Annotated in this window: 27 protein-coding genes and 4 tRNA genes; all 31 read right to left on the reverse strand. The window is 61.9% G+C overall.

Annotation, left to right across the window (positions count from 1 at the left end):
• Positions 1 to 15: 15 nt before the first annotated feature.
• The 31 genes from rplE to EO174_RS19600 all read right to left on the reverse strand — a co-directional run bounded on the left by rplE (position 16) and on the right by EO174_RS19600 (position 25649).
• Positions 16 to 558: a 50S ribosomal protein L5 gene (rplE, locus tag EO174_RS19450; protein WP_010371090.1), complete on the reverse strand. Its 543-nt coding sequence runs from the start codon at positions 556 to 558 to the stop codon at positions 16 to 18.
• An 11-nt stretch (positions 559 to 569) separates the two neighbouring features.
• Positions 570 to 887: a 50S ribosomal protein L24 gene (gene rplX, locus EO174_RS19455; RefSeq protein ID WP_003486696.1), complete on the reverse strand. Its 318-nt coding sequence runs from the start codon at positions 885 to 887 to the stop codon at positions 570 to 572.
• A gap of 15 nt (positions 888 to 902) precedes the next feature.
• Positions 903 to 1271, reverse strand: a complete 369-nt coding sequence (rplN, locus tag EO174_RS19460; RefSeq protein ID WP_003486699.1) for a 50S ribosomal protein L14 — start codon at positions 1269 to 1271, stop codon at positions 903 to 905.
• Between the two features lie 14 nt (positions 1272 to 1285).
• Positions 1286 to 1555 carry a 30S ribosomal protein S17 gene (gene rpsQ, locus EO174_RS19465; protein ID WP_102252624.1) on the reverse strand — a complete coding sequence of 90 codons (270 nt, stop codon included), beginning with the start codon at positions 1553 to 1555 and terminating at the stop codon, positions 1286 to 1288.
• Between the two features lie 11 nt (positions 1556 to 1566).
• Positions 1567 to 1752, reverse strand: a complete 186-nt coding sequence (rpmC, locus tag EO174_RS19470) for a 50S ribosomal protein L29 (RefSeq protein ID WP_006450638.1) — start codon at positions 1750 to 1752, stop codon at positions 1567 to 1569.
• The gene (gene rplP, locus EO174_RS19475; RefSeq protein ID WP_011036127.1) at positions 1752 to 2165 is read right to left on the reverse strand and encodes a 50S ribosomal protein L16; all 414 of its coding nucleotides are present in this window, start codon (positions 2163 to 2165) and stop codon (positions 1752 to 1754) included. The genes rpmC and rplP overlap by 1 nt, the downstream gene beginning before the upstream one ends.
• A gap of 5 nt (positions 2166 to 2170) precedes the next feature.
• The gene (rpsC, locus tag EO174_RS19480) at positions 2171 to 2905 is read right to left on the reverse strand and encodes a 30S ribosomal protein S3 (RefSeq protein ID WP_102252623.1); all 735 of its coding nucleotides are present in this window, start codon (positions 2903 to 2905) and stop codon (positions 2171 to 2173) included.
• A gap of 17 nt (positions 2906 to 2922) precedes the next feature.
• Positions 2923 to 3258 carry a 50S ribosomal protein L22 gene (rplV, locus tag EO174_RS19485; protein ID WP_002811686.1) on the reverse strand — a complete coding sequence of 112 codons (336 nt, stop codon included), beginning with the start codon at positions 3256 to 3258 and terminating at the stop codon, positions 2923 to 2925.
• Between the two features lie 13 nt (positions 3259 to 3271).
• Positions 3272 to 3541, reverse strand: coding sequence for a 30S ribosomal protein S19 (gene rpsS / locus EO174_RS19490; protein WP_005993369.1), 270 nt, complete (start codon positions 3539 to 3541; stop codon positions 3272 to 3274).
• Positions 3542 to 3547: 6 nt separating this feature from the next.
• Entirely contained in the window at positions 3548 to 4375 is an 828-nt protein-coding gene (rplB, locus tag EO174_RS19495; RefSeq protein WP_003486715.1) for a 50S ribosomal protein L2, read from the reverse strand.
• A 10-nt stretch (positions 4376 to 4385) separates the two neighbouring features.
• A complete protein-coding gene (rplW, locus tag EO174_RS19500) occupies positions 4386 to 4685 on the reverse strand; it encodes a 50S ribosomal protein L23 (protein WP_002811694.1) in 300 nt (99 codons plus the stop codon).
• Positions 4682 to 5287: a 50S ribosomal protein L4 gene (rplD, locus tag EO174_RS19505; protein WP_016900669.1), complete on the reverse strand. Its 606-nt coding sequence runs from the start codon at positions 5285 to 5287 to the stop codon at positions 4682 to 4684. The genes rplW and rplD overlap by 4 nt, the downstream gene beginning before the upstream one ends.
• Positions 5288 to 5299: 12 nt before the next feature.
• Positions 5300 to 5950, reverse strand: a complete 651-nt coding sequence (gene rplC, locus EO174_RS19510; RefSeq protein WP_006450633.1) for a 50S ribosomal protein L3 — start codon at positions 5948 to 5950, stop codon at positions 5300 to 5302.
• An 11-nt stretch (positions 5951 to 5961) separates the two neighbouring features.
• Positions 5962 to 6273, reverse strand: coding sequence for a 30S ribosomal protein S10 (rpsJ, locus tag EO174_RS19515; protein ID WP_003486723.1), 312 nt, complete (start codon positions 6271 to 6273; stop codon positions 5962 to 5964).
• A gap of 463 nt (positions 6274 to 6736) precedes the next feature.
• Positions 6737 to 7927, reverse strand: a complete 1191-nt coding sequence (tuf, locus tag EO174_RS19520) for an elongation factor Tu (protein ID WP_104582262.1) — start codon at positions 7925 to 7927, stop codon at positions 6737 to 6739.
• A 48-nt stretch (positions 7928 to 7975) separates the two neighbouring features.
• On the reverse strand, positions 7976 to 10093 hold the full coding sequence (fusA, locus tag EO174_RS19525; RefSeq protein ID WP_046345811.1) for an elongation factor G: 2118 nt from the start codon (positions 10091 to 10093) through the stop codon (positions 7976 to 7978).
• Positions 10094 to 10230: 137 nt separating this feature from the next.
• Positions 10231 to 10698: a 30S ribosomal protein S7 gene (gene rpsG / locus EO174_RS19530; protein WP_005993356.1), complete on the reverse strand. Its 468-nt coding sequence runs from the start codon at positions 10696 to 10698 to the stop codon at positions 10231 to 10233.
• 12 nt (positions 10699 to 10710) lie between these two features.
• A complete protein-coding gene (rpsL, locus tag EO174_RS19535; protein ID WP_002811712.1) occupies positions 10711 to 11085 on the reverse strand; it encodes a 30S ribosomal protein S12 in 375 nt (124 codons plus the stop codon).
• Positions 11086 to 11307: 222 nt separating this feature from the next.
• The gene (gene rpoC / locus EO174_RS19540) at positions 11308 to 15522 is read right to left on the reverse strand and encodes a DNA-directed RNA polymerase subunit beta' (RefSeq protein WP_104582265.1); all 4215 of its coding nucleotides are present in this window, start codon (positions 15520 to 15522) and stop codon (positions 11308 to 11310) included.
• A 100-nt stretch (positions 15523 to 15622) separates the two neighbouring features.
• Positions 15623 to 19774, reverse strand: a complete 4152-nt coding sequence (rpoB, locus tag EO174_RS19545) for a DNA-directed RNA polymerase subunit beta (protein ID WP_126946778.1) — start codon at positions 19772 to 19774, stop codon at positions 15623 to 15625.
• Between the two features lie 294 nt (positions 19775 to 20068).
• Entirely contained in the window at positions 20069 to 20434 is a 366-nt protein-coding gene (rplL, locus tag EO174_RS19550; RefSeq protein WP_008574194.1) for a 50S ribosomal protein L7/L12, read from the reverse strand.
• 54 nt (positions 20435 to 20488) lie between these two features.
• Positions 20489 to 21022 carry a 50S ribosomal protein L10 gene (gene rplJ, locus EO174_RS19555; protein ID WP_104582264.1) on the reverse strand — a complete coding sequence of 178 codons (534 nt, stop codon included), beginning with the start codon at positions 21020 to 21022 and terminating at the stop codon, positions 20489 to 20491.
• Positions 21023 to 21571: 549 nt separating this feature from the next.
• Positions 21572 to 22270, reverse strand: coding sequence for a 50S ribosomal protein L1 (gene rplA / locus EO174_RS19560; RefSeq protein WP_104582263.1), 699 nt, complete (start codon positions 22268 to 22270; stop codon positions 21572 to 21574).
• Positions 22271 to 22273: 3 nt separating this feature from the next.
• Positions 22274 to 22702, reverse strand: coding sequence for a 50S ribosomal protein L11 (gene rplK, locus EO174_RS19565; RefSeq protein ID WP_016900682.1), 429 nt, complete (start codon positions 22700 to 22702; stop codon positions 22274 to 22276).
• A gap of 199 nt (positions 22703 to 22901) precedes the next feature.
• A complete protein-coding gene (nusG, locus tag EO174_RS19570; protein ID WP_016900683.1) occupies positions 22902 to 23459 on the reverse strand; it encodes a transcription termination/antitermination protein NusG in 558 nt (185 codons plus the stop codon).
• Between the two features lie 13 nt (positions 23460 to 23472).
• The gene (secE, locus tag EO174_RS19575; protein WP_104560438.1) at positions 23473 to 23883 is read right to left on the reverse strand and encodes a preprotein translocase subunit SecE; all 411 of its coding nucleotides are present in this window, start codon (positions 23881 to 23883) and stop codon (positions 23473 to 23475) included.
• 49 nt (positions 23884 to 23932) lie between these two features.
• Positions 23933 to 24008: transfer RNA gene (locus EO174_RS19580), tRNA-Trp, on the reverse strand.
• A gap of 106 nt (positions 24009 to 24114) precedes the next feature.
• On the reverse strand, positions 24115 to 25305 hold the full coding sequence (tuf, locus tag EO174_RS19585; protein ID WP_104582262.1) for an elongation factor Tu: 1191 nt from the start codon (positions 25303 to 25305) through the stop codon (positions 24115 to 24117).
• Positions 25306 to 25351: 46 nt separating this feature from the next.
• Positions 25352 to 25427: transfer RNA gene (locus EO174_RS19590), tRNA-Thr, on the reverse strand.
• 33 nt (positions 25428 to 25460) lie between these two features.
• Positions 25461 to 25534, reverse strand: a tRNA-Gly gene (locus tag EO174_RS19595).
• A 29-nt stretch (positions 25535 to 25563) separates the two neighbouring features.
• A tRNA-Tyr gene (locus tag EO174_RS19600) sits at positions 25564 to 25649 on the reverse strand.
• Between the last annotated feature and the right edge of the window lie 89 nt (positions 25650 to 25738).

The raw sequence follows: 25738 nt of genomic DNA on the forward strand, positions 1-25738 counted from the left end.
GGATGTCCTCGACGGTCAGTTACGGAACGGGAACTTGAACGCTGCCAGCAGCGCCTTCGCTTCCGCATCCGTCTTGGCGGTGGTGGTGATGGCGATATCCATACCGCGAATCGCGTCGACGGCGTCGAAGTCGATTTCCGGGAAGATGATCTGTTCCTTCACACCCATGTTGAAGTTGCCACGACCGTCAAAGGAGCGACCGGAAACACCACGGAAGTCGCGCACGCGCGGCAGCGAGATGTTGATCAGACGATCCAGAAACTCGTACATCTTGGCGCGACGCAAGGTGGTCTTGCAGCCGATCGGCCAACCGTCACGAATCTTGAACGATGCGACCGAAACGCGCGACTTGGTGACCACCGGCTTCTGGCCGGAGATCTTGGACATGTCGGCGACCGCATTTTCCAGAATCTTCTTGTTGGTAGCCGCCTCGCCCACGCCCATGTTGAGCGTGACCTTGACCAGCTTCGGCACTTCCATCGGATTGGTGTAGCCGAATTCCTTCATCAGGGCCGGCACCACGTTTTCCTTGTAAAACTTTTCGAGACGAGTGTTCATGATCGCATTCCTCAGGCGTCGAGCGCCTCACCGCTGGAGCGGAACACACGCAATTTGCGTCCATCCTCCAGCACCTTGAAGCCAACGCGCTCGCCCTTGCCCGTTGCCGGGTTGACGATATTGACGTTGGAGATATGGATCGACGCTTCACGCTCGACCACGCCGCCGGCGACACCCGCCTGCGGGTTCGGCTTGGTGTGGCGCTTGATGACGTTGGCATTGGAGACGATCACGCGATCGCCGTCCACACGCACAACTTCACCCTGCTTACCCTTGTCCTTGCCGGTGTTGATGACGACCTGGTCGCCCTTCTTGATACGGTTAGCCATGTATATGTCCTCCGCTCACAGCACTTCGGGAGCGAGCGAGACGATCTTCATGAACTTCTCGGAACGCAGCTCGCGCGTCACCGGCCCGAAGATGCGGGTCCCGATCGGCTCCTGCTTATTGTTCAACAGCACAGCGGCGTTGCCATCGAAGCGGATCAGCGAACCGTCGGGACGGCGCACACCCTTGCGGGTACGCACCACGACGGCGTCGTAGACTTCGCCCTTCTTGACCTTGCCACGCGGAATGGCGTCCTTGACGGTCACCTTGATGATGTCGCCAATGTGTGCGTAGCGGCGCTTGGAGCCGCCCAGCACCTTGATGCACATCACTTCCTTGGCACCCGAATTGTCGGCGACATCGAGGTAGCTCTGCATCTGGATCATGATTCAGATCTCCCTTATTCGGCCGAACGGGTGACGATTTCGACCACCCGCCAGTTCTTGGTCTTGGACATTGGAGCAATCTCGGTCACACGCACGACGTCGCCTTCGTTGCAGGCATTGTCGGCGTCGTGTGCGTGGAGCTTGGACGAGCGCTTGATGTACTTACCGTACAACGGGTGCTTGACCTGGCGCTCCACCAACACGGTGACCGTCTTGTCCATCTTGTTGCTGACGACACGGCCTTCGACCGTGCGCAGCGTTTGCTTTTCGTTGTTGTCGCTCATCGCGGCCGTCCTTACTTGGTGCTGCCGAGCAGGTACTTGACGCGAGCAATCTCGCGGCGCACCCGGCGGGTATCGTGGGTCTTCGGCAGCTGGCCGGTGACCTGCTGCATACGGAGCGAGAACTGCTCCTTACGCAGATCGGTCAGGTGGGCCTTCAGTTCGTCAGCCGACTTCTCGCGGAGTTGTTTGATATCCATCAGCGCACCGTCCGGGTCACGAAAGTGGTGGTCACCGACAATTTCGCGGCGGCAAGGCGGAACGCCTCACGTGCGATATCTTCGGGAATCCCCTCGATTTCATAGATCATGCGGCCCGGCTGAATCTGCGCGACCCAGTACTCCACGTTGCCCTTACCGGAGCCCATGCGGACTTCGATCGGCTTCTTGGTGATCGGCTTGTCGGGGAACACACGGATCCACATCTTGCCGCCCTTCTTGACGTGGCGGCTGATCGTACGACGTGCTGCTTCAATCTGACGCGCGGTCAGCTGACCGTGCGCGGTTGCCTTGAGGCCGTACTCGCCGAAGCTGACGGCGTTTCCGCTCCATGCCAGGCCGTCGTTACGGCCCTTGTGCATCTTGCGGTATTTGGTTCGCTTGGGTTGCAACATTGCCGTTACCTCGCTTCACGAGCCGGGCGCGAAGGACGGTCACCACGGTCGCCGCGATCGTTACGATCGTTGCGCGGGCTGTCGTCCTGCTTCTCCTGGCCAACCTGGGAGAAGTCGAAGACCTCACCCTTATAGATCCAGACCTTGATGCCGATGATGCCGTACGTCGTGGACGCCTCGGCAAAACCGTAATCAATGTCGGCACGTAGCGTGTGCAGCGGCACGCGGCCTTCGCGGTACCACTCCGAACGGGCGATTTCTGCACCGTTGAGGCGGCCAGCCACGTTGACCTTGATGCCCAGGGCACCCAGGCGCATCGCGTTGCCGACCGAGCGCTTCATTGCACGGCGGAACATGATGCGACGCTCAAGCTGCTGCGCGATCGACTCGGCGACCAGCTGCGCATCCAGCTCCGGCTTGCGCACTTCGGTGACGTTGATGTGGGCAGGAACACCCATCATCGCGCTCACTTCCTTGCGCAGCTTTTCGATGTCCTCGCCACGCTTGCCGATCACCACGCCCGGACGGGCGGTGTGAATGGTCACGCGGGCGGTTTTGGCAGGGCGCTCGATCAAGATCTTGCTGATACCTGCCTGCGCGAGCTTCTTGCGCAGCATTTCACGCACTTTCAGGTCGGCTGCCAGATAGGCGGCGAAGTCGGCCTTGTTTGCGTACCACTTGGAATTCCAGTCCTTGGCGATGCCAAGGCGAATTCCAGTCGGATGAACTTTATGACCCATGGTCTTTTCCTTTCCGCTTACTTGGCGGCGCCGACAATCACAGTGATGTGACTGGTGCGCTTGAGGATGCGGGTACCGCGGCCTTTCGCCCGCGCCATGAAACGCTTCAGGGACGGACCTTCATCAACCATGATGGTCTTGACCTTCAGCTCGTCGACATCCGCGCCCTGATTGTTCTCGGCATTGGCAATCGCCGACTCCACAACCTTCTTGATCAGGTGCGCAGCCTTTTTATCCGAGAACTTCAGCAGATTGACCGCACGTTCGGCGGACAAACCACGCACCTGGTCAGCGACTAGGCGGGCCTTCTGCGGGGAGATGCGCGCGGTGCGCAGGATTGCTTTCGCTTCCATCGTCATCTCTCCCTTACCTGCTCGACTTCTTGTCGCCACCGTGACCCTTGAAGGTCCGGGTGACGGCAAATTCGCCGAGCTTGTGGCCGACCATATTCTCGTTGACGAGCACCGGAATGTGGTTCTTGCCGTTATGCACGGCGATGGTGATGCCTACCATTTCCGGCAGGATCATCGAACGGCGCGACCAGGTCTTGATCGGCTTCTTGCTACCCGCAGCGGACTCCACCTTCTTTGCAAGGTGGTGATCGACGAACGGGCCCTTCTTGAGTGAACGTGCCATGGTCGATTAGCCCCTACGATCGCGGACGATGAATTGCTGGGTGCGCTTGTTCTTGCGCGTCTTGTAACCCTTGGTCGGAACACCCCACGGGGTGACCGGATGCGGATTACCCTGGCCAGCCTTGGCCTCACCACCACCGTGCGGGTGATCGACCGGGTTCATGGCCGCACCGCGAACGGTCGGGCGAACACCGCGCCAGCGCTTGGCGCCAGCCTTGCCCAGCTTCTCGAGGTTGTGCTCGTCGTTGCCGACTTCGCCGATGGTAGCGCGGCACTCGACCGGCACCTTGCGCATTTCGCCCGAGCGCAGACGCAGCGTGGCATAGATGCCTTCGCGAGCGACCAGCTGGACGGCTGCACCGGCAGCACGTGCGATCTGAGCGCCCTTACCCGGCTTCAGCTCGATACCGTGGACCGTCGTACCGACCGGGATGTTGCGCAGCGGCAGCGTGTTGCCGGTCTTGATCGGTGCGTTGGCACCGGCAATGACCTGATCGCCAGCCTTCAAGCCCTTGGGGGCGATGATGTAGCGACGCTCGCCGTCGACATAGCACAGCAGGGCGATATGAGCGGTACGGTTCGGATCGTATTCGATCCGCTCCACACGCGCCGGAATACCTTCCTTGTTGCGCTTGAAGTCGATGATGCGGTAGTGCTGCTTATGACCACCACCGACGTGACGCACGGTGATGCGGCCATGGTGGTTACGACCACCGGACTTGCTCTGCGAATCGAGCAGCGCCGCGTGCGGTGCGCCCTTGTGCAGATCGGGAGTAACCACGCGCACGGCGGAACGACGGCCGGGAGAGGTGGGTTTGAACTTCATCAATGGCATGGGATGGACCTCAGGCCTTGGCCGTTACGTCGATGGACTGACCATCAACCAGGCGGACGTACGCCTTGCGCCAATTGCCACGGCTGCCAGCACGGTTACGGAAGGACTTGCTCTTGCCCTTGACGTTGACCACGTTGACCGCTTTGACCTTGACGTCGAACAGCTGCTCAACCGCGGCCTTTACATCGGCCTTGGTGGCTTCGTTCGAAACTTCGAAGACATACTGGTTGGAGATTTCCTGCAGGCGCGCGGTCTTTTCGGAGACTCGCGGAGCACGCAGCACGCTGAAGATTTTTTCGTTGCTGCTCATGCCAGCCACTCCTCGACCTTCTTGACCGCATCGGCGGTGATCACGACCGTATCGGCCCCGACCAGAGCGACCGGATCCAGACCCTGCACATCACGCACCTGCACATACGGCAGATTGCGGGCGGACAGATACAGGTGCTCGGAGGCTTCCTCGGTGACGATCAGCGGGCGCTTGCCCACATCCAGTCCCTTCAGCTTCTCGATCAGACCCTGGGTCTTGGTGGTTTCGACGTCGAACGCATCGACGATCATCAGGCGACCCTGGCGATTAAGCTCAGAGAAGATCGCGCAGATGGCCGCACGGTACATCTTGCGGTTGACTTTCTGTTCGAAGCTGCGCGGCTTGGCCGCGAAGGTCACGCCGCCGCCGACGAAGATCGGAGCCGTCAGCGCGCCATGACGCGCACCGCCGCCCTTCTGCTTCTTCGACTTCTTGGTCGTGCCCGCAACTTCCGAACGCGTCTTCTGTGCCTTGGTACCAGCGCGACCGGCATTGCGATAAGCGACGACGACCTGGTGAACCAGATCTTCGCTGAATTCGCGACCGAACACGGCATCGGAGACCGAGACCTTGTTGTTGCTACCCGTGATAACGAGTTCCATCGTCATCTCTCCTTATGCCTTGCTCGCCGGACGGACGATCACGTCGCCACCAGCTGCGCCAGGCACGGCGCCGCGGATAGCAATCAGACCACGCTCGACGTCGACCTTGACCACTTCCAGGTTCTGCGTGCTTTGCTGCACGGCGCCCATGTGGCCCGACATCTTCTTGCCCGGGAAAACGCGCCCCGGGGTCTGGCGCTGACCCAACGAACCCGGCGCGCGATGCGACAGCGAGTTACCGTGAGTTGCATCGCCCATACGGAAGTTGTAGCGCTTGATGGTGCCCTGGAAACCCTTACCCTTGGTGACGCCCTGGACGTCGACCTTCTGGCCGACCTCGAAGATGTCCGCCTTGATTTCGCCGCCGACGGCGAAATCGCCGAGCTGGGCATCTTCAACGCGGAATTCCCACAGGCCGCGACCCGCTTCCACCTTCGCCTTGGCGAAGTGGCCAGCAGCCGGCTTGTTGACCAGCGCGGCACGACGGGCACCAACGGTAATCTGCACGGCGCTGTAGCCGTCAGCTTCGACGGTCTTGATCTGCGCGATGCGGTTTGGAGTTGCTTCGATCAGCGTGACCGGTACCGAGCGACCGTCTTCGGTGAAGACGCGGCTCATACCAGCCTTGCGGCCTACGAAGCCCAACGAATATTTCTTCGTCATGGTCGTAGTCCTCAGGTCAACTTGATCTGAACGTCGACGCCAGCCGCGAGTTCGAGCTTCATCAGCGCGTCCACGGTCTTGTCGTTCGGGTCGACGATATCGAGCACACGCTTGTGCGTGCGGGTTTCGTACTGGTCACGCGCATCCTTGTCGGCATGCGGGGATACGAGGATGGTGTAACGTTCGATCTTGGTCGGCAACGGGATCGGGCCACGCACTTGCGCGCCGGTCCGCTTAGCCGTTTCGACGATCTCGCTGGCCGAACGGTCGATCAAACGATGATCGAACGCTTTCAACCGAATCCGGATCTTTTGTTCCGACATGACGGAAGCTTCCTTCGTTAAAAGAGCGACGGGCAAGGCCTCTGGGATACCTGCCCCGATATTCCTGACGTAGATGAAATCGCCATGCATCCTGCTGACGAGGGCATTTCCTCCGCCCAAAAACTGAGGCAGACCGGTAAACCGGCCTGCCCAGACGGAAAAGTATAATGCGCAACAAGAGCACGGTCAACAACGGGTGAGTTGTTGAGTGCTCCATGCAACGCGACCTTCCCGGTCTGGCGAACACGAGCGGCATCCTGCCGTTCTTTTCGCTGTAACTCAGCGCCCTACCCAGGGACACCGAGCCGCGCATTATAGCGGGGCACTTTTACATGCGCAAGCGCCCTACCCGATAAAAACGCCGGCCACGCGCGCGCCTCCGACGCGGCCCACGAAAAAGGGCCGGCTTGCGCCGACCCTTTTTCGTGCGGATCCAGCGACCGAAGCCGCCGGATTGCAAGACTTACTTGACGATCTTGGCAACCACGCCGGCGCCGACGGTACGACCGCCTTCACGGATGGCGAAGCGCAGGCCTTCGTCCATCGCGACCGGATTGATCAGGGTCACGACCATCTTCACATTGTCGCCCGGCATCACCATCTCCACGCCTTCCGGCAGCTGGCAGGCGCCAGTGATGTCGGTGGTGCGGAAGTAGAACTGCGGACGGTAGCCCTTGAAGAACGGGGTATGACGGCCACCCTCGTCCTTCGACAGCACGTAGACTTCGGCTTCGAACTCGGTGTGCGGCTTGATCGAACCCGGCTTGCACAGCACCTGGCCGCGCTCGACGTCGTCACGCTTGGTGCCACGCAGCAGCAGACCGGCGTTGTCGCCTGCCTGACCCTGGTCCAGCAGCTTGCGGAACATTTCCACGCCGGTGACGGTGGTCTTCTGGGTATCACGGATACCGACGATTTCGATTTCGTCGCCAACCTTGATGATGCCGCGCTCGATACGACCGGTCACCACGGTGCCGCGGCCGGAGATCGAGAACACGTCTTCGACCGGCATCAGGAACGGACGGTCGACGTCGCGGGTCGGCTCCGGAATGAACGAATCCAGCGCCTCGACCAGCTTCAGGATCGCCGGCACGCCGATGTCGCTCTGGTCGCCGTCCAGCGCCAGACGCGCCGAACCGTGGATGATCGGCGTGTCATCGCCCGGGAAGTCGTACTTGCTGAGCAGCTCGCGCACTTCCATCTCGACCAGCTCGAGCAGCTCGGCGTCGTCGACCATGTCAGCCTTGTTCAGGAACACAACGATGTGCGGCACACCGACCTGACGCGAGAGCAGGATGTGCTCGCGGGTCTGCGGCATCGGGCCGTCGGCGGCCGAACACACCAGGATCGCGCCGTCCATCTGCGCCGCACCGGTGATCATGTTCTTGACGTAGTCGGCGTGGCCGGGGCAATCGACGTGCGCGTAGTGACGGGTCGGGGATTCGTATTCGACGTGTGCGGTCGAAATCGTGATGCCGCGTGCCTTCTCTTCCGGCGCCGCATCGATCGCGTCATACGCCTTGAACTCGCCACCGAAACGCTCAGCACCGATCTTGGTCAGCGCGGCTGTCAACGTGGTCTTGCCATGGTCGACGTGACCGATGGTGCCGACGTTCACGTGCGGCTTGGTGCGCTCAAATTTAGCTTTTGCCATGACTAACTACCTCTAATTGAAAAATTTGTGAGAAGCGGCTGAGCGAACTCAGCCCTTCTTGGTGACGGCGTCGGCGATGTTGGCCGGTGCCTCTTCGTAGTGGTCGAATTCCATCGAGAACGTCGCACGGCCCTGGCTCATCGAGCGCAGCGAGGTCGCATAACCGAACATCTCGCCCAGCGGAATCATCGCGTTGATGATCTTGCCCGACGGGCTGTCGTCCTGACCCTGCAGCACGCCACGACGGCGGCTCACGTCGCCCATCACGTCACCCAGGTAATCCTCCGGGCTGACGATCTCGACCTTCATGATCGGCTCCAGCAACACCGGGCTGGCTTTCGCAAAGCCCTGCTTGAACGCCATCGACGCGGCCAGCTTGAACGCCATTTCCGAGGAGTCGACGTCGTGGTACGAGCCGAACACCAGCTTGACCTTCACACCCACCACCGGGAAGCCGGCGATCGGACCACTGGTGATCGTCTCGCGCAGACCCTTTTCAACCGAGGGGATGAATTCCTTCGGGATGATGCCGCCGGTGATGTCGTTGATGAAGAGGAAATCGTCCTTGACGTTGTCGCTCTTGCGATCTTCCTCGGTCATCGGCGACAGCTCGATCACCACGTGACCGTACTGACCCTTACCACCGGACTGCTTGGCGTGCTTGTAGTCGGACTTGACGTCGGACTTGCGGATCGTTTCGCGGTAGGCCACCTGCGGCTTGCCGACGTTGGCCTCGACATTGAACTCGCGACGCATACGGTCGACGATGATGTCCAGGTGCAACTCGCCCATGCCCGAGATGATGGTCTGGCCGGATTCTTCGTCGGTCTTGACGCGGAACGAGGGATCTTCCTGCGCCAGACGGCCCAGGGCCATGCCCATCTTTTCCTGGTCCGACTTGGTCTTGGGTTCCACCGCCATCGAGATCACCGGCTCCGGGAACACCATGCGCTCCAGGGTGATGACCTTGTCCTGCGCACACAGCGTGTCGCCGGTGGTGACGTCCTTCAGACCCACGGCAGCGGCGATGTCACCAGCGCGCACTTCCTTGATCTCTTCGCGATTGTTGGAGTGCATCTGCAGGATGCGGCCCACGCGCTCTTTCTTCGACTTGACCGGGTTGTAGACCTGGTCGCCGGAGTTCAACGTGCCCGAGTAGACACGGAAGAACGTCAGCGAGCCCACGAACGGGTCGGTCATAATCTTGAACGCCAACGCCGAGAACGGCGCGGTATCGGTGGCAGGACGGGTGTCTTCCTTCTCGTCCTCGTCGATACCCTGGACCGGCGGACGGTCGGCCGGCGACGGCAGCAGGTGCACGACGCCGTCGAGCATGGCCTGCACGCCCTTGTTCTTGAACGCCGAGCCACAGAACACCGGCACGATTTCGACCTTCAGGGTGCGCTCGCGCAGACCCACCAGGATCTCCTCTTCGCTCAGGTCGCCCTCGTTGAGGTACTTGTCCATCAGGTCTTCGCTGGCTTCTGCAGCCGCCTCGACCATGAACGAACGCGCCTCGGTCGCGATCTCGACCAGGTCGGCCGGGATGTCGCGGTATTCGAAGGTGGTGCCCTGCGATGCGGTATCCCAATGGATCGCCTTCATCTTGAGCAAGTCGACCACGCCCTCGAAGCCGTCTTCGGCGCCGATCGGCACCTGCATCGGCACGGCGTAGGCACCCAGACGGGCCTTCAGCTGCTCGACGACCTTGTCGAAGTTGGCACCGGTACGGTCCATCTTGTTGACGAAGGCCATGCGCGGCACGGAGTACTTGTTGGCCTGGCGCCACACGGTCTCGGACTGCGGCTGCACGCCACCAACGGCGCACAGCACGAACACCGCACCGTCGAGCACGCGCAAGGAGCGCTCCACTTCGATGGTGAAGTCGACGTGCCCGGGGGTATCGATGATGTTGAAGCGGTGCTGCGGCATGGACTTGTCCATGCCCGACCAGAATGCAGTGGTCGCAGCGGAGGTGATGGTGATACCACGCTCCTGCTCCTGCTCCATCCAGTCCATCACTGCAGCGCCGTCATGGACTTCGCCGATCTTGTGACTGACACCGGTGTAGAACAGGATGCGCTCGGAGGTGGTGGTCTTGCCGGCATCGATGTGGGCCATGATGCCGAAGTTGCGGTAACGCTCGATAGGGGTGGTGCGGGCCACGGGGAGCCTCTCAATTTCTTGGATTTCGGATGGCCGAACGCCGCCTTTCGGCGGCCTTCGGATTGGATGCGACGCCAAAGGCGTCGCAAACAGCACTCAGATGGTGCTGAAGGGCCCCGTTACCAAGGCCCACGAGGTCACCAGCGGTAATGTGCGAACGCCTTGTTCGCCTCCGCCATACGGTGCGTCTCTTCGCGCTTCTTGATCGCGCCGCCACGGCTTTCCGAGGCGTCCAACAGTTCTGCAGCCAGCTTGCGCGGCATGGTGTTCTCGCCACGCTTGCGCGCGGAATCGATCAACCAGCGCATTGCCAGCGCCATGCGACGAGAGGAGCGCACTTCGACGGGCACCTGATAGGTAGCACCACCGACGCGACGCGATTTAACTTCGACAGCCGGGGCCACGTTGTCCAGTGCTTTCTGCACCAGCTCGACGGCATTCGGATTCTTTTCGCCAATGACGTCCATCGCGCCATAGACAATTTTCTCAGCAACCGACTTCTTGCCACTTTGCATCACCATATTGATGAAGCGGGCAATGGTTTCGCTGCCATGCTTTGGATCAGGCAGGACGGTGCGCTGCGGAGTAGAACCTTTACGGGACATTGGAGTGTTTCCTTAGCTCTTCGGGCGCTTGGCGCCGTACTTGGAACGACCTTGACGGCGCTTTGCGACGCCGGCGGCGTCCAGCGAACCACGGACGGTGTGATAACGCACACCGGGAAGATCCTTGACGCGGCCACCGCGAATCAGGACCACGGAGTGCTCCTGCAGGTTGTGGCCTTCACCACCGATGTAGCTGATGACCTCTTCCTGGTTCGTCAGGCGCACCTTGGCAACCTTACGCAGGGCCGAGTTCGGCTTCTTCGGGGTAGTGGTATAGACGCGTGTGCAGACGCCACGGCGCTGCGGACACTTGTCCAGTGCCGGAGAGGCACTCTTGTAGGTGGTCGCTTGCCGAGGCTTGCGGACCAGCTGATTGATCGTCGTCATCAGTTGATTCTTCTGATTGAGAGGCCGAGACGGCCTTGCACGAAAACAAAGGCAGGCCGAAAAACGGCCCGCCGAGACAGGGAAGTATAGCTGGCAGGACGAAACTCCGTCAACTTCACGGAAATCTAACCCTGCTGGCCCATCCAAAGGCCGGAAAACGGAGGGCCTCCTGCCCTCCTTTTCGCTTGGCTTACGGCGATCTTGCGACCGCCGTCGGAGCGCTTACTCCTCGTCCGCGCCAGCGTCGGCCACGGCTGCGACCGGTTCGGCAACCGTCGGCTTGCCCGACAGCGTTTCCATTTCCGAGTCGGTCAGACCCGACGACTTGCGGCGTCCGGCGTGATACGCCAGGCCGGTACCGGCCGGGATCAGACGACCCACGATCACGTTTTCCTTCAGACCGCGCAGGTTGTCGCGGGTGCCGCGCACGGCAGCCTCGGTCAACACGCGGGTGGTCTCCTGGAACGAGGCCGCCGAGATGAACGACTCGGTGGCCAACGAGGCCTTGGTGATACCCAGCAGCACCGGATCGTACTTGGCCGGCAGCTCGTTGCGCTTGACCAGGCGGGCATTTTCCTCGATGACGCGCTGGCGCTCGACCTGCTCGCCGTTGAGGAACTTGCTGGTGCCCTGGTCGGTGATCTCGACCTTGCGCAGCATCTGGCGGGTGATCACCTCGATGTGCTTGTCATTGATCTTCACGCCCTGCAGGCGATACACGTCCTGGATTTCCTTGACCAGATACGCGGCCAGCGGCTCGACACCCAGCAGACGCAGGATGTCCTGCGGGCTCGGCTCGCCGTCCACCACGGTCTCGCCCTTGGTCACATGCTCGCCTTCGAACACGATGATCTGGCGGTACTTGGGAATCAGCTCTTCGTGTTCCGACCCATCGGTGTCCTTGATGATCAGGCGCTGCTTGCCCTTGGTGTCCTTACCGAAGCTGATGATGCCCGAGCGCTCGGCCAGGATCGCCGGATCCTTCGGCTTGCGCGCTTCGAACAGATCGGCAACGCGCGGCAGACCACCGGTGATGTCGCGGGTCTTGGACGCTTCCTGCGGGATCTTGGCGACCACGTCGCCCACGCCGACGGCGGCGCCGTCCTGCAGGTTGACGATGGAGCGCGGCGGCAACAGGTACTGCGCCGGCAGATCCGTATTCGGGATCGTCAGGTCGTTGCCCTTGCCGTCGACGATGCGCACGATCGGGCGCAGCTCCTTGGCATGTGCACCGCGACGCTTCGGGTCGGTGATTTCACGCGAGGCCAGACCGGTCAGTTCGTCGGTCTTCTCGATGACGGTGACGCCGTCGACGAAGTCGATGAAGCGGATGAAACCGGCCACTTCCGACACGATCGGGTGGTTATGCGGATCCCAGTTCGCCACACCCTGCCCGGCCTTGACCGCATCACCATCCTTGGCGGTGATGGTGGCACCGTACGGCAGCTTGTAACGCTCGCGCTCGCGGCCATGGCCGTCGAGCACGGACAGTTCGCCCGAACGCGAGACAGCGACCAGCGCGCCGCTGGCGTGCGCCACCGACTTGAGGTTGTTGAACTTCACCGAACCGGTGGTCTTGACGGTGATGTTGTCCACCGCCGCCGCACGCGATGCCGCGCCACCGATGTGGAACGTACGCATGGTCAGCTGGGTACCCGGCTCACCGATCGACTGCGCCGCAATGACGCCGACCGCCTCACCGATGTTGACCTGGTGACCGCGGGCGAGATCGCGACCGTAGCAGCGTGCGCAAACGCCGAACGAGGATTCGCAGCTGATGGTCGAACGCACCTTCACCGACTGCACGCTGGCGTCTTCCAGCTTGGCAACCCAGGCTTCGTCCAGCAGCGTGTTGCGGGTGACGATCGGCTCTTCGTCGTTGCCCGGCAAGTACACGTCCTCGGCCACCACACGGCCCAGCACGCGCTCGCGCAACGGTTCCACCACGTCGCCGCCTTCCACGATCGGGGTCATGATCAACCCTTCGGTGGTGCCGCAATCGACCTCGGTGATCACCACGTCCTGTGCCACGTCGACCAGACGACGGGTCAGATACCCCGAGTTCGCGGTCTTGAGCGCGGTATCGGCCAGACCCTTACGGGCACCGTGGGTGGAGTTGAAGTACTCCTGCACGTTCAGGCCTTCGCGGAAGTTCGCCTTGATCGGCGTCTCGATGATCGAGCCATCCGGACGCGCCATCAGGCCACGCATGCCGGCCAGCTGACGGATCTGCGCCTGGCTACCACGCGCACCGGAGTCGGCCATGATGTACAGCGAGTTCATCGACTTCTGGTCGATGGTCTCGCCCTTGGCATTTTCGACCTTCTCGGTACCGATGGTGTCCATCATCGCCTTGGCGATGCGCTCACTGGTGCGCGACCAGATGTCCACGACCTTGTTGTAGCGCTCGCCGGCGGTGACCAGACCGGACTGGTACTGTTCCTGGATCTCCAGCACTTCGGCTTCGGCCTCGGTGAGGATGCCCTTCTTCTCGTCCGGGATCAGCATGTCGTCGATGCCGATCGACACGCCTGCGCGGGTCGCATAGGCATAGCCGGTGTACATCAGCTTGTCGGCGAACACGACGGTGTCCTTCAAGCCCAGCAAACGGTAGCTGGAGTTGATCAGACGCGAGATGTTCTTCTTGGTCATCTCGGTGTTGGCCAGCTGGAACGGCAGGCCTTCGGGCAGGATTTCGCTCAGCAGCGCACGACCGACCGTGGTGTCCACGATCGAGGTGCCGCTGCTGCGCTTGCCGTCGGCTTCCACGTCCACCTGGGTGATGCGGACCTTGACCTTGGCGTGCAGTTCCACCACGCGGTTGTCGTAGGCGCGCTTCACTTCGCTGGTGTTGGCGAACACCATGCCTTCGCCCTTCTTGTTCTCCAGGGCGCGGCTCATGTAGTACAGGCCCAACACCACGTCCTGCGACGGCACGATGATCGGCTCGCCGTTGGCCGGCGACAGGATGTTGTTGGTGGACATCATCAGCGCACGCGCTTCCAGCTGGGCTTCCAGCGAGAGCGGCACGTGGACGGCCATCTGGTCACCGTCGAAGTCGGCGTTGAACGCAGTACACACCAGCGGATGCAGCTGGATGGCCTTGCCTTCGATCAACACCGGCTCGAACGCCTGGATGCCCAGGCGGTGCAGGGTCGGCGCACGGTTCAGCAGCACCGGATGCTCGCGGATCACTTCTTCCAGGATGTCCCAGACTTCGGCTTCTTCGCGCTCGACCAGCTTCTTGGCGGCCTTGATGGTGGTGGCCAGGCCGCGACGCTGCAGCTTGGCGAACACGAACGGCTTGAACAGCTCCAGCGCCATCTTCTTCGGCAGGCCGCACTGGTGCAGCTTGAGGTACGGACCGACGGTGATGACCGAACGACCGGAGTAGTCCACGCGCTTGCCGAGCAGGTTCTGACGGAACCGGCCCTGCTTGCCCTTGATCATGTCGGCCAGCGACTTCAGCGGACGCTTGTTGGTGCCGGTGATGGCACGGCCGCGACGGCCGTTGTCCAGCAGCGCATCGACCGATTCCTGCAGCATGCGCTTCTCGTTGCGCACGATGATGTCCGGCGCATTGAGCTCGAGCAGACGACGCAGACGGTTGTTGCGGTTGATCACGCGGCGGTACAGATCGTTCAGATCCGAGGTCGCGAAGCGGCCGCCATCCAGCGGCACCAGCGGACGCAGGTCCGGCGGCAGCACCGGCAGCACGGTCATGACCATCCACTCCGGACGGTTGCCCGATTCCAGGAAGGCTTCGATCAGCTTGATGCGCTTGGTGAGGCGCTTGAGCTTGGTTTCCGAACCGGTGCTGGCGATTTCCTCGCGCAGGCGGGTCATTTCCGACTGCAGGTCGATCGTGCGCAGCAATTCGTACACGGCCTCGGCGCCCATGGCGGCGTCGAAGTCGTCGTTGTACTCCTGGCGTGCGGTCAGGTACTGCTCTTCGGTCAGCAGCTGGCGGCGCTCGAGCGGGGTCAGGCCCGGCTCGGTGACCACGTAGGCTTCGAAGTACAGCACGCGCTCGATGTCACGCAGGGTCATGTCCAGCATCAGGCCGATGCGCGAGGGCAGCGACTTGAGGAACCAGATGTGCGCGACCGGCGAGGCCAGGTCGATGTGACCCATGCGCTCGCGACGCACCTTGGCCAGGGTGACTTCGGTGCCGCACTTTTCGCAGACCACGCCGCGGTGCTTCATGCGCTTGTACTTGCCGCACAGGCACTCGTAGTCCTTGATCGGTCCGAAGATGGCGGCGCAGAACAGGCCGTCACGCTCGGGCTTGAAGGTCCGGTAGTTGATGGTTTCGGGCTTCTTCACTTCGCCGTAGGACCACGAACGGATCAGGTCCGGCGATGCCAGCGCGATCTTGATCGCGTCGAAATCCAGCGTCTGGCGCTGTTGATTGAAGAGGTTGAGCAGGTCTTTCATTTGATATCTCCGGGTCGGAGGAATTTCGTATCTGAGATGAAACCGAGGGACTTACGTTCCAGATCCCGGCACCGCGTTGCGGCACCGGGATCCGGCGCGATCACTCTTCCAGTTCCATGTTGATCGCCAGCGAGCGGATTTCCTTCACCAACACGTTGAAGGATTCCGGCATGCCCGCGACCATCTCGTGCTCACCATCGACGATGTTCTTGTACATCTGGTTGCGGCCCTGCACGTCGTCGGACTTCACCGTCAGCATTTCCTGCAGGGTGTAGGCCGCGCCGTAGGCTTCCAGCGCCCAGACTTCCATCTCACCGAAGCGCTGACCACCGAACTGCGCCTTGCCGCCCAGCGGCTGCTGGGTGACGAGCGAGTACGGACCGGTCGAGCGCGCATGCATCTTGTCGTCGACCAGGTGGTTCAACTTCAGGTAGTGCATGTAGCCGACCGTGGTCTTGCGATCGAACGCTTCGCCGGTACGACCGTCGTACAGCTGGGTCTGACCGCTCTGCGGCAGCTCGGCCAGTTCCAGCATGCGCTTGATTTCCGCTTCGCTGGCGCCGTCGAACACCGGGGTGGCCATCGGCACGCCATCGATCAGGTTCTTGCCCAGGTTGAGCAATTCCTCATCGCTGAACTGCGACAGGTCCACGCGCTGTGCATTGATCGCGCTGTCGTGGTTGTAGATGTCGTCCAGGAACTTGCGCAGCTCGCTGACCGCCGCCTGGGCTTCCAGCATGCGCTGGATCTTGCGACCCAGGCCCTTGGCGGCCCAGCCCAGATGCACTTCCAGAATCTGGCCGATGTTCATACGCGACGGCACGCCGAGCGGATTCAGCACGATGTCGACCGGCTCGCCGGTGGCCATGTACGGCATGTCCTCGACCGGCACGACATTGGAGACCACACCCTTGTTGCCGTGGCGGCCTGCCATCTTGTCGCCCGGCTGGATGCGGCGCTTCACTGCCAGGAACACCTTGACCATCTTCAGCACGCCCGGTGCGAGGTCATCGCCCTGGGTGATCTTGCCGCGCTTGTCGGCAAAGCGTGCTTCAAATTCCTTCTCGTGCGCCTGGATCTGCTTCTGTGCGCGTTCGATGGCGTCGGCGGCGTCTTCGTCCTTCATGCGCAGCTGGAACCAATCGGATTTCTTCAGCCCGTCCAGATACGCGTCGGTGACGTTGTCGCCCTTCTTCAGGTTCGGACCGCCGTTGGCAACCTTGCCCACGATCTGCGAACGCAGACGTGCGTAGATGGCCGCTTCCAGGATGCGGAACTGGTCGTCGAAGTCCTTCTTAACGCGCTTGATCTCGGACTCTTCGATCTGACGCGCACGCTTGTCCTTCTCGATGCCGTCGCGGGTGAAGACCTGCACGTCGATGACGGTGCCGTCCATGCCCGGGGGCACGCGCAGCGAGCTGTCCTTCACGTCGGACGCCTTCTCACCGAAGATCGCACGCAGCAGCTTTTCTTCCGGGGTCAGCTGGCTCTCGCCCTTCGGCGTGACCTTGCCGACCATGATGTCGCCGGCGCGCACTTCCGCACCGATGTACACCACGCCGCTCTCGTCCAGACGGTTCAGCGCCTGCTCGGACACGTTCGGGATGTCGGCGGAAATTTCCTCCGGCCCCAGCTTGGTGTCGCGTGCAACGCAGGTCAGTTCCTCGATGTGGATCGTGGTGTAACGATCCTCTTCCACCACGCGCTCGGAGAGCAGGATGGAGTCTTCGAAGTTGTAGCCGTTCCACGGCATGAACGCGATCAGCATGTTCTGGCCCAGCGCCAGTTCACCGATGTCGGTGGACGGACCGTCGGCCAGCACGTCGCCGCGCGCGATCACATCACCCACGTTCACCAGCGGACGCTGGTTGATGCAGGTGTTCTGGTTGGAGCGGGTGTACTTGATCAGGTTGTAGATATCCACGCCGGCATCGGTGCCGCCGCCGATTTCCGCCTCGTTGACCTTGACCACGATGCGGGCCGCGTCGATCTGCTCGATCACGCCACCACGCACGGCATTGACGGTCACGCCCGAGTCGCGCGCAACCGCACGCTCGATGCCGGTACCAACCAGCGGCTTCTGCGAACGCAGCGTCGGCACGGCCTGGCGCTGCATGTTGGCGCCCATCAGTGCGCGGTTGGCGTCATCGTGCTCCAGGAACGGCACCAGCGCCGCGGCGACCGACACGGTCTGCATCGGCGAGACGTCCATGAAGTGCACTTCGGCCGGCGGCTTCAGCAGCGACTCGCCCTGGAACCGGCACGGCACGAACTGCTCGGTGAGCATGTTCTTGGCATCGGTTAGCGCGTTCGCCTGGGCGATCACGTACTCGTTCTCTTCGATCGCCGACAGGTATTCGACGTCGTCGGAGACCTTGCCGTCCAGCACCTTGCGGTACGGCGTCTCGAGGAAGCCGTACTGGTTGGTGCGGGCAAACACGGCCAGCGAGTTGATCAGGCCGATGTTCGGGCCTTCCGGAGTTTCGATGGTGCAGACGCGGCCGTAATGGGTCGGATGCACGTCGCGCACTTCGAAGCCGGCGCGCTCGCGGGTCAGGCCGCCCGGGCCCAGTGCGGAGACGCGACGCTTGTGCGTCACTTCCGACAGCGGGTTGTTCTGGTCCATGAACTGCGACAGCTGCGAGGAGCCGAAGAACTCCTTGATCGCCGCAGCCACCGGCTTGGCGTTGATCAGTTCCTGCGGGGTCAGACCCTCGGACTCGGCCATCGACAGGCGTTCCTTGACCGCGCGCTCGACGCGGACCAGGCCCACGCGGAACACGTTCTCGGCCATTTCGCCGACCGAACGCACGCGACGGTTGCCCAGGTGATCGATGTCATCGACCACGCCGCGACCGTTACGGATCTCGGTAAGCACCTTGATCACTTCCAGGATGTCGGAGGTGTCGGTGTGCTCGGCGACCAGGCGCTTGGATTCTTCGTCGTTGCGCTCGGCAAAGTACTTCTTGTCGTACAGCACCGACTCGCCCAGCACGTCCTTGCGGCCGACGCGACGGTTGAACTTCATACGGCCGACCGTGGACAGGTCGTAACGCTCGAAGGTGAAGAACAGGTTGTGGAACAGGTTCTGAGCGGCTTCCTTGGTCGGCGGCTCGCCCGGGCGCATCATGCGGTAGATCTCGACCAGCGCTTCGAGCTGGGTCTTGGTCGGATCGATGCGCAGGGTGTTGGACAGGTACGGACCACGGTCCAGATCGTTCACCCACAGGGTGCCGACCGCATCGACGCCGGCCTTGCGGAAGGCCGCCAGCTGGTCTTCGGTGATCTCGTCGTTGGCGTTGGCCAGCAGTTCGCCGGTCGAGCCATCGACCACGTCGTGCGACAGGATGCGGGTGAGCAGATAGTCGTCCGGCACGGCCAGCGCGGCAACGCCGGCGGCTTCGAGCTGCTTGACGTGACGGGCGGTGATGCGCTTGCCCGCTTCCACGATGACCTTGTCGCCATCGGCCAGGTCGAAGTTCAGCGTTTCACCACGCAGACGCTCCGGCACCAGCTCCAGCTGCACGCCTTCGTCCGGATTGATGTGGAAGGTGTTGATCTCGAAGAACTCGGCCAGCATCTCTTCGTTGCTGTAGCCGAGCGCACGCAGCAGGATCGACACCGGCAGCTTGCGGCGGCGGTCGATACGGGTGAACAGCGCATCCTTCGGGTCGAACTCGAAGTCCAGCCAGGAACCGCGGTACGGAATGATGCGGGCGCTGTACAGCAGCTTGCCCGAGCTGTGGGTCTTGCCACGGTCGTGGTCGAAGAACACACCCGGCGAGCGGTGCAGCTGCGAGACGATGACGCGCTCGGTGCCGTTGACGATGAAGGTGCCGTTGTCGGTCATCAGCGGGATTTCGCCAAGATAGACCTCCTGCTCCTTCACGTACTTGATGGCCTTGGTCGACGACTCGCGGTCGTAGATCACCAGACGCACGGTCACGCGCAGCGGCGCGCCATAGCTCATGCCGCGCTGACGGCATTCACGCTCGTCAAACACCGGCTGACCCAGCTTGTAGCCAACGTATTCCAGCGCGGCGTTGCCGCTGTAGCTGGAAATCGGGAACACCGACTTCAGTGCCGCGTGCAGACCGAGGTCCTTACGCTTGGTCGGCTCCACGTCTTCCTGCAGGAATTCGCGGTAGGAATCCACCTGGATCGCAAGCAGGAACGGCACTTCGAGAATCGAGCGCTGCTTGCCGAAGTCCTTGCGGATACGCTTTTTTTCGGTGAACGAATAAGACGTCATGAGTCTTCACCCTAGGCTGCGGGGGCCGCGTCGCGGCGGCCCTGAAATAACAAAATTGTCAGTTGGAAGTCGCTGGTATTGCCGGCACCAGCACGCCTTCTCCCGCTACTTCCAACTACCAACTCGGTGAAGCAGGGATTGGGGATGACGAGATTGGGGATACGCGAAGATTGCCTTCGAATCCCGAATGCCGACTCTCAAATCCCGGCCTTCCATCAACGGCCAAAGGCCGGGAGCTTTACGCTCCCAGCCTTCAGTGCATCACCATGAAACGCTGGCGATGCAAGGTACTGCTTACTTGATTTCGACAGTCGCGCCAGCTTCGGTCAGTTCCTTCTTGATCTTCTCGGCTTCGTCCTTCGAAGCGCCTTCCTTCAGCATGCCACCGGCTTCGGTCAGGTCCTTGGCTTCCTTCAGACCCAGGCCGGTCACGGCGCGGACGGCCTTGATGACGCCGACCTTGTTGGCGCCGCAGTTGGTCAGCACCACGTTGAACTCGGTCTGCTCTTCGACCACGGCGGCCGGGCCAGCTGCAGCAGCAGCGACCGGAGCGGCGGCGGAGACGCCGAACTTCTCTTCGATGGCCTTGACCAGCTCCATCACTTCCATCAGGGACTTCTCGGCGATGGCGTCGACGATCTGTTCGTTGGTAAGGGACATTGTGATTACCTTTAAATGATTTTCTGGATTGGGGTTCTAGCGAACGCTAGGACATCAAGCTTCGGCAGTCTCGGCGACCGGCGCGGCGGCTTCGTCGCCACCACCCTGCTTGTCGCCCACGGCCTTGACGGCACGGGCAAACATGGCAGCCGGTTCGGACAGCACGCGGGCCAGCATGGCCAGGGCCTGGTCGCGGGTCGGCAGCGAAGCCAACACGTCGACGTGGCCAGCCGGGAACAGTTCCCCGCCGATGGACACGACCTTGGCCTGCAACTTGTCGTTGCCCTTGGCGAATTCCTTGATCAGGCGACCGGCAGCGCCGGGCTCCTCCATCGAAAACGCGTACAGCAAAGGACCGACCAGCTTGTCAGCGACGACAGCGAACTCGGTACCTTCAACGGCGCGCGCAGCCAGGGTGTTCTTAACAACTTTCAAGAACACACCGGTTTCGCGGGCCTGCTTGCGCATCGCGGTCATCTGGGAGACCGTGATGCCAGCGTATTCGGCGGCGATCAAGGAGTGAGCCTTGGCGGCGATGTCTGCCAGCTCGGCGACTACTTCTTGCTTCTGAGACAGATTGAGAGCCATTGCACTCCTCCGTTAAAGCCGGGATGGGTGATTGGTGATTGGTGATTCGTCGAAAGCCATGAAGCCGCTCCTGCAAATCCCCAATGCCGAACCCCTAATCCCCGCTTCAAACTACTCCGCTCGCGGCTCCTGCCGGTTGCGGTCCAGGGCAGCCTCCTTCCTGGAAGCCGGGAACATCGACCGATGTTCCTTTGGTGGCCGTTCTAGACCTGGAGTGGGCTCGATCCGGGATGTCCCAGACGCGCGTAAACCAGAAAGCTCCAGAAGGGCGACACCATCTACGCCGGCCGGCTCTTGCGAACCTGATTAAGCGATCCCGCTGCATCGACGGCGACTCCTTGCCAGTGCGAGCATCCGTGCCCGTCGTCGATCTGCGCTGACCGCGCCTGCGGTCTTTGACGGCTACCGCCGGACAAGCCGGCGATCGCCTTCAAAATGTCCGTTACCCCAAAGGAGGGAACGGACTCCCAGCACACGGTGACCCGGGCCGGAAAAACAATGCTGTACTCCATCGACGGGTCAGGCCCATGACAGGCCCGACCCTTCAACTCACTTCAGCGCAAGGCTCGACTGGTCGACCGTCACGCCAGGACCCATCGTCGAGCTGACCGACACCTTCTGCAGGTAGGTCCCCTTGGAGGTGGCCGGCTTGGCCTTGATCAGATCGACCAGCAGCGCCTGCAGGTTCGACTTCAGCGCTTCGTCATCGAAGCTGGCCTTGCCGATGGTGCAGTGGATGATGCCGGCCTTGTCGGTGCGGTAACGCACCTGACCCGACTTGGCATTCTTGACCGCTTCGCCCGGGTTGGCCGACACGGTGCCGACCTTCGGGTTCGGCATCAGGCCACGCGGGCCCAGCAGGGTGCCGAGCTTACCGACGACGCGCATCGCGTCCGGGGTGGCGATGACCACGTCGTAGCTCAGGTCGCCGGCCTGCATCTTCTCGGCCAGGTCGTCCATGCCCACCGCCTCGGCACCAGCGGCCAGGGCTTCGTCAGCCTTGGCGCCGGCCGGTGCGAACACCGCAACGCGCACGCTCTTGCCGGTACCGGCCGGCAGCACGGTCGAACCGCGCACCTGCTGGTCGGACTTCTTGGCGTCCACGCCCAGGCGCACGGCAACGTCGATCGACTCGACGAACTTGGCCTTGGCAACGGTCTTCAGGATCTTGATTGCGTCTTCGAAGGCATAGGTCTTGCCCGGAACGACAGCGGCCGCAATGGCCTTAACGCGCTTGCTCTGTGCCATGTCTTAGCCCTCCACCGTCAAACCCATGCTGCGGGCAGAACCCGCAATCGTGCGCACTGCCGCTTCCAGCTCGGCCGCCGTCAAATCGGCTTCCTTGACCTTGGCGATCTCTTCCAGCTGCTTGCGCGTCACCTTGCCCACCTTGTCGGTGTTAGGGCGCTTGGAACCGGAGGTCACGCCTGCGGCCTTCTTGAGCAGCACGCTGGCCGGGGTGCTCTTGGTGATGAAGGTGAAGGTACGGTCGGAATACGCAGTGATCACCACCGGCGTCGGCAGACCCGGCTCCAGCTTGGAGGTCGCTGCATTGAACGCCTTGCAGAACTCCATGATGTTCAGACCGCGCTGACCCAGTGCAGGGCCGACCGGCGGCGCAGGATTAGCCTGACCAGCCTTGACCTGCAACTTGATGTAAGCAGTTATCTTCTTTGCCATTTCGATACTCTCCGGGTGCTAGCGCCTTGACTGCAGGCTCCCCATCGGACCGGGAAATCACGTGTCCCGGCTTCACGTTTCTGACCACACGCAGATGGCTGCCATGCGGCAGCCATTGATTCCCGGCGGTTCGCCAGGTGAGCGAGCCGCGCACTATAGCAGCATTCGAGGCGGGCGCCTAGACAGCGCCCAACCGACCTCAACCCTTCTCGACCTGACCGAACTCGAGCTCGACCGGCGTGGAGCGACCGAAGATGAGCACGGCAACCCGCAACCGGCTCTTCTCGTAATTGACTTCTTCCACGACGCCGTTGAAGTCGTTGAACGGACCGTCGGTGACGCGCACCATCTGACCCGGCTCGAACAGGACCTTCGGACGCGGCTTCTCGACGCCATCCTGCACACGCTGCAGGATCGCATCCGCCTCTTCGTCGCGGATCGGCAACGGACGGTCGGCGGTGCCGCCGATGAAGCCCATCACCTTGGAAGTTTCCTTCACCAGGTGCCAGCTTTCATTGTCGATGCGCGGAATACCGGCTTCTTCGTGGGTCTCGATCTGCACCAGCACGTAGCCGGGGAAGAACTTGCGCTCGGACCGGCGCTTCTGGCCGGCGCGCATTTCGATGACTTCTTCGGTCGGCACCAGGACGTCGCCGAAGCGATCTTCCATCTCGGTGCGCGCGATACGGTCGCGCAAAGCCTGCGCAACGGATTTTTCGAAGCCTGAATAGGCGTGAACGACATACCAACGCTTCACTGCTTGATTCTCCTCAACGAGCCAGGAACCACTGCGTGAGCTTCTGGATGACGAAGTCGAAGCCGCCCAACAGCAAACTCAGAATGATCACAACAACAATCACGACCCAGGTCGTGCGGATGGCTTCCTGGCGCGTCGGCCAGACCACCTTGCGCAACTCGAACCTGGATTCGGACATGAATTCACGGGCTTCCCGGCCTTTGCCGGTCCCCAGAAACACAAACGCACCGGCCACCAACCCCACGATCACAGCCAGCGCGCGCAACTGCGGCGTCCAGGCTCCAAACTGCGTGGCACGCTCGGGCGCAGAAAACCAGAACCACACAAACAACCCCGCGATCACCAGGAGCGCGGAGATGACGTATTTCACGATATCGGCGCTGGCAGCAGACGCGCTTTTGGAAGGCTCGATTTTGCTATTCATCCGGCTCTAGTTACCGATCTGACCCGAATCGCTGGGCCGGAAAGAGGAGTGGCACGCCAGGAGGGACTCGAACCCCCAACCTGCGGTTTTGGAGACCGCTGCTCTGCCAATTGAGCTACTGGCGTATGTACTCGTTTACCGCAAACCCTAAGACAACGAAGGCGGACCGCGGTTTAGCCGGCCCGCCATTCGTTTGAATCCAGCCGCCGCAAGGCGACTGGACGCAGGCACTTACTTGACGATCTTGGCAACCACGCCGGCGCCGACGGTACGACCGCCTTCACGGATGGCGAAGCGCAGACCTTCGTCCATCGCGACCGGATTGATCAGGGTCACGACCATCTTCACGTTGTCGCCCGGCATCACCATCTCCACGCCTTCCGGCAGCTGGCAGGCGCCAGTGATGTCGGTGGTGCGGAAGTAGAACTGCGGACGGTAGCCCTTGAAGAACGGGGTATGACGGCCACCCTCGTCCTTCGACAGCACGTAGACTTCGGCTTCGAACTCGGTATGCGGCTTGATCGAACCCGGCTTGCACAGCACCTGGCCGCGCTCGACGTCGTCACGCTTGGTGCCGCGCAGCAGCAGACCGGCGTTGTCGCCTGCCTGACCCTGGTCCAGCAGCTTGCGGAACATTTCCACGCCGGTGACGGTGGTCTTCTGGGTATCACGGATACCGACGATTTCGATTTCGTCGCCAACCTTGATGATGCCGCGCTCGATACGACCGGTCACCACGGTGCCGCGGCCGGAGATCGAGAACACGTCTTCGACCGGCATCAGGAACGGGCGGTCGACGTCGCGGGTCGGCTCCGGAATGAACGAATCCAGCGCCTCGACCAGCTTCAGGATCGCCGGCACACCGATGTCGCTCTGGTCGCCGTCCAGCGCCAGACGCGCCGAACCGTGGATGATCGGCGTGTCATCGCCCGGGAAGTCGTACTTGCTGAGCAGCTCGCGCACTTCCATCTCGACCAGCTCGAGCAGCTCGGCGTCGTCGACCATGTCGGCCTTGTTCAGGAACACGACGATGTGCGGCACACCGACCTGACGCGAGAGCAGGATGTGCTCGCGGGTCTGCGGCATCGGGCCGTCGGCGGCCGAACACACCAGGATCGCGCCGTCCATCTGCGCCGCACCGGTGATCATGTTCTTGACGTAGTCGGCGTGGCCGGGGCAATCGACGTGCGCGTAGTGACGGGTCGGGGATTCGTATTCGACGTGTGCGGTCGAAATCGTGATGCCGCGCGCCTTCTCTTCCGGCGCCGCGTCGATCGCGTCATACGCCTTGAACTCGCCACCGAAACGCTCAGCACCGATCTTGGTCAGCGCGGCTGTCAACGTGGTCTTGCCATGGTCGACGTGACCGATGGTGCCGACGTTCACGTGCGGCTTGGTGCGCTCAAATTTAGCTTTTGCCATGGGTGCGTGTCTCGGTAATCGTTTGGAGTTGAAGACGATTGAGTAATGGTGCTCACGAAAGGAATCGAACCTTCGACCTCCTCCTTACCAAGGAGGTGCTCTACCGACTGAGCTACGTGAGCGAGTTTTGCATTATGCCATGCATTTGCGTTCAATGGAGCGGGAGACGGGAATCGAACCCGCACCATCAGCTTGGAAGGCTGAGGTTCTACCGTTGAACTACTCCCGCGCCGGGAACTGCATGCCACAACGTGAAACTGGTGGAGGGAGGTGGATTCGAACCACCGAAGGCGTAAGCCAGCAGATTTACAGTCTGCCCCCGTTGGCCGCTTGGGTATCCCTCCAGCTTTTACTACCGGACCGGTGCGCGATGAAGCGAATTCGGTTCGGGGTGAAGCAGCCCGTTATTTTGTTGTGGGACGCACCCGGTGTC

This window comes from Xanthomonas sp. BRIP62418 (genome assembly GCF_003993495.1).
In the GTDB taxonomy this organism is placed as follows: domain Bacteria; phylum Pseudomonadota; class Gammaproteobacteria; order Xanthomonadales; family Xanthomonadaceae; genus Xanthomonas; species Xanthomonas euroxanthea.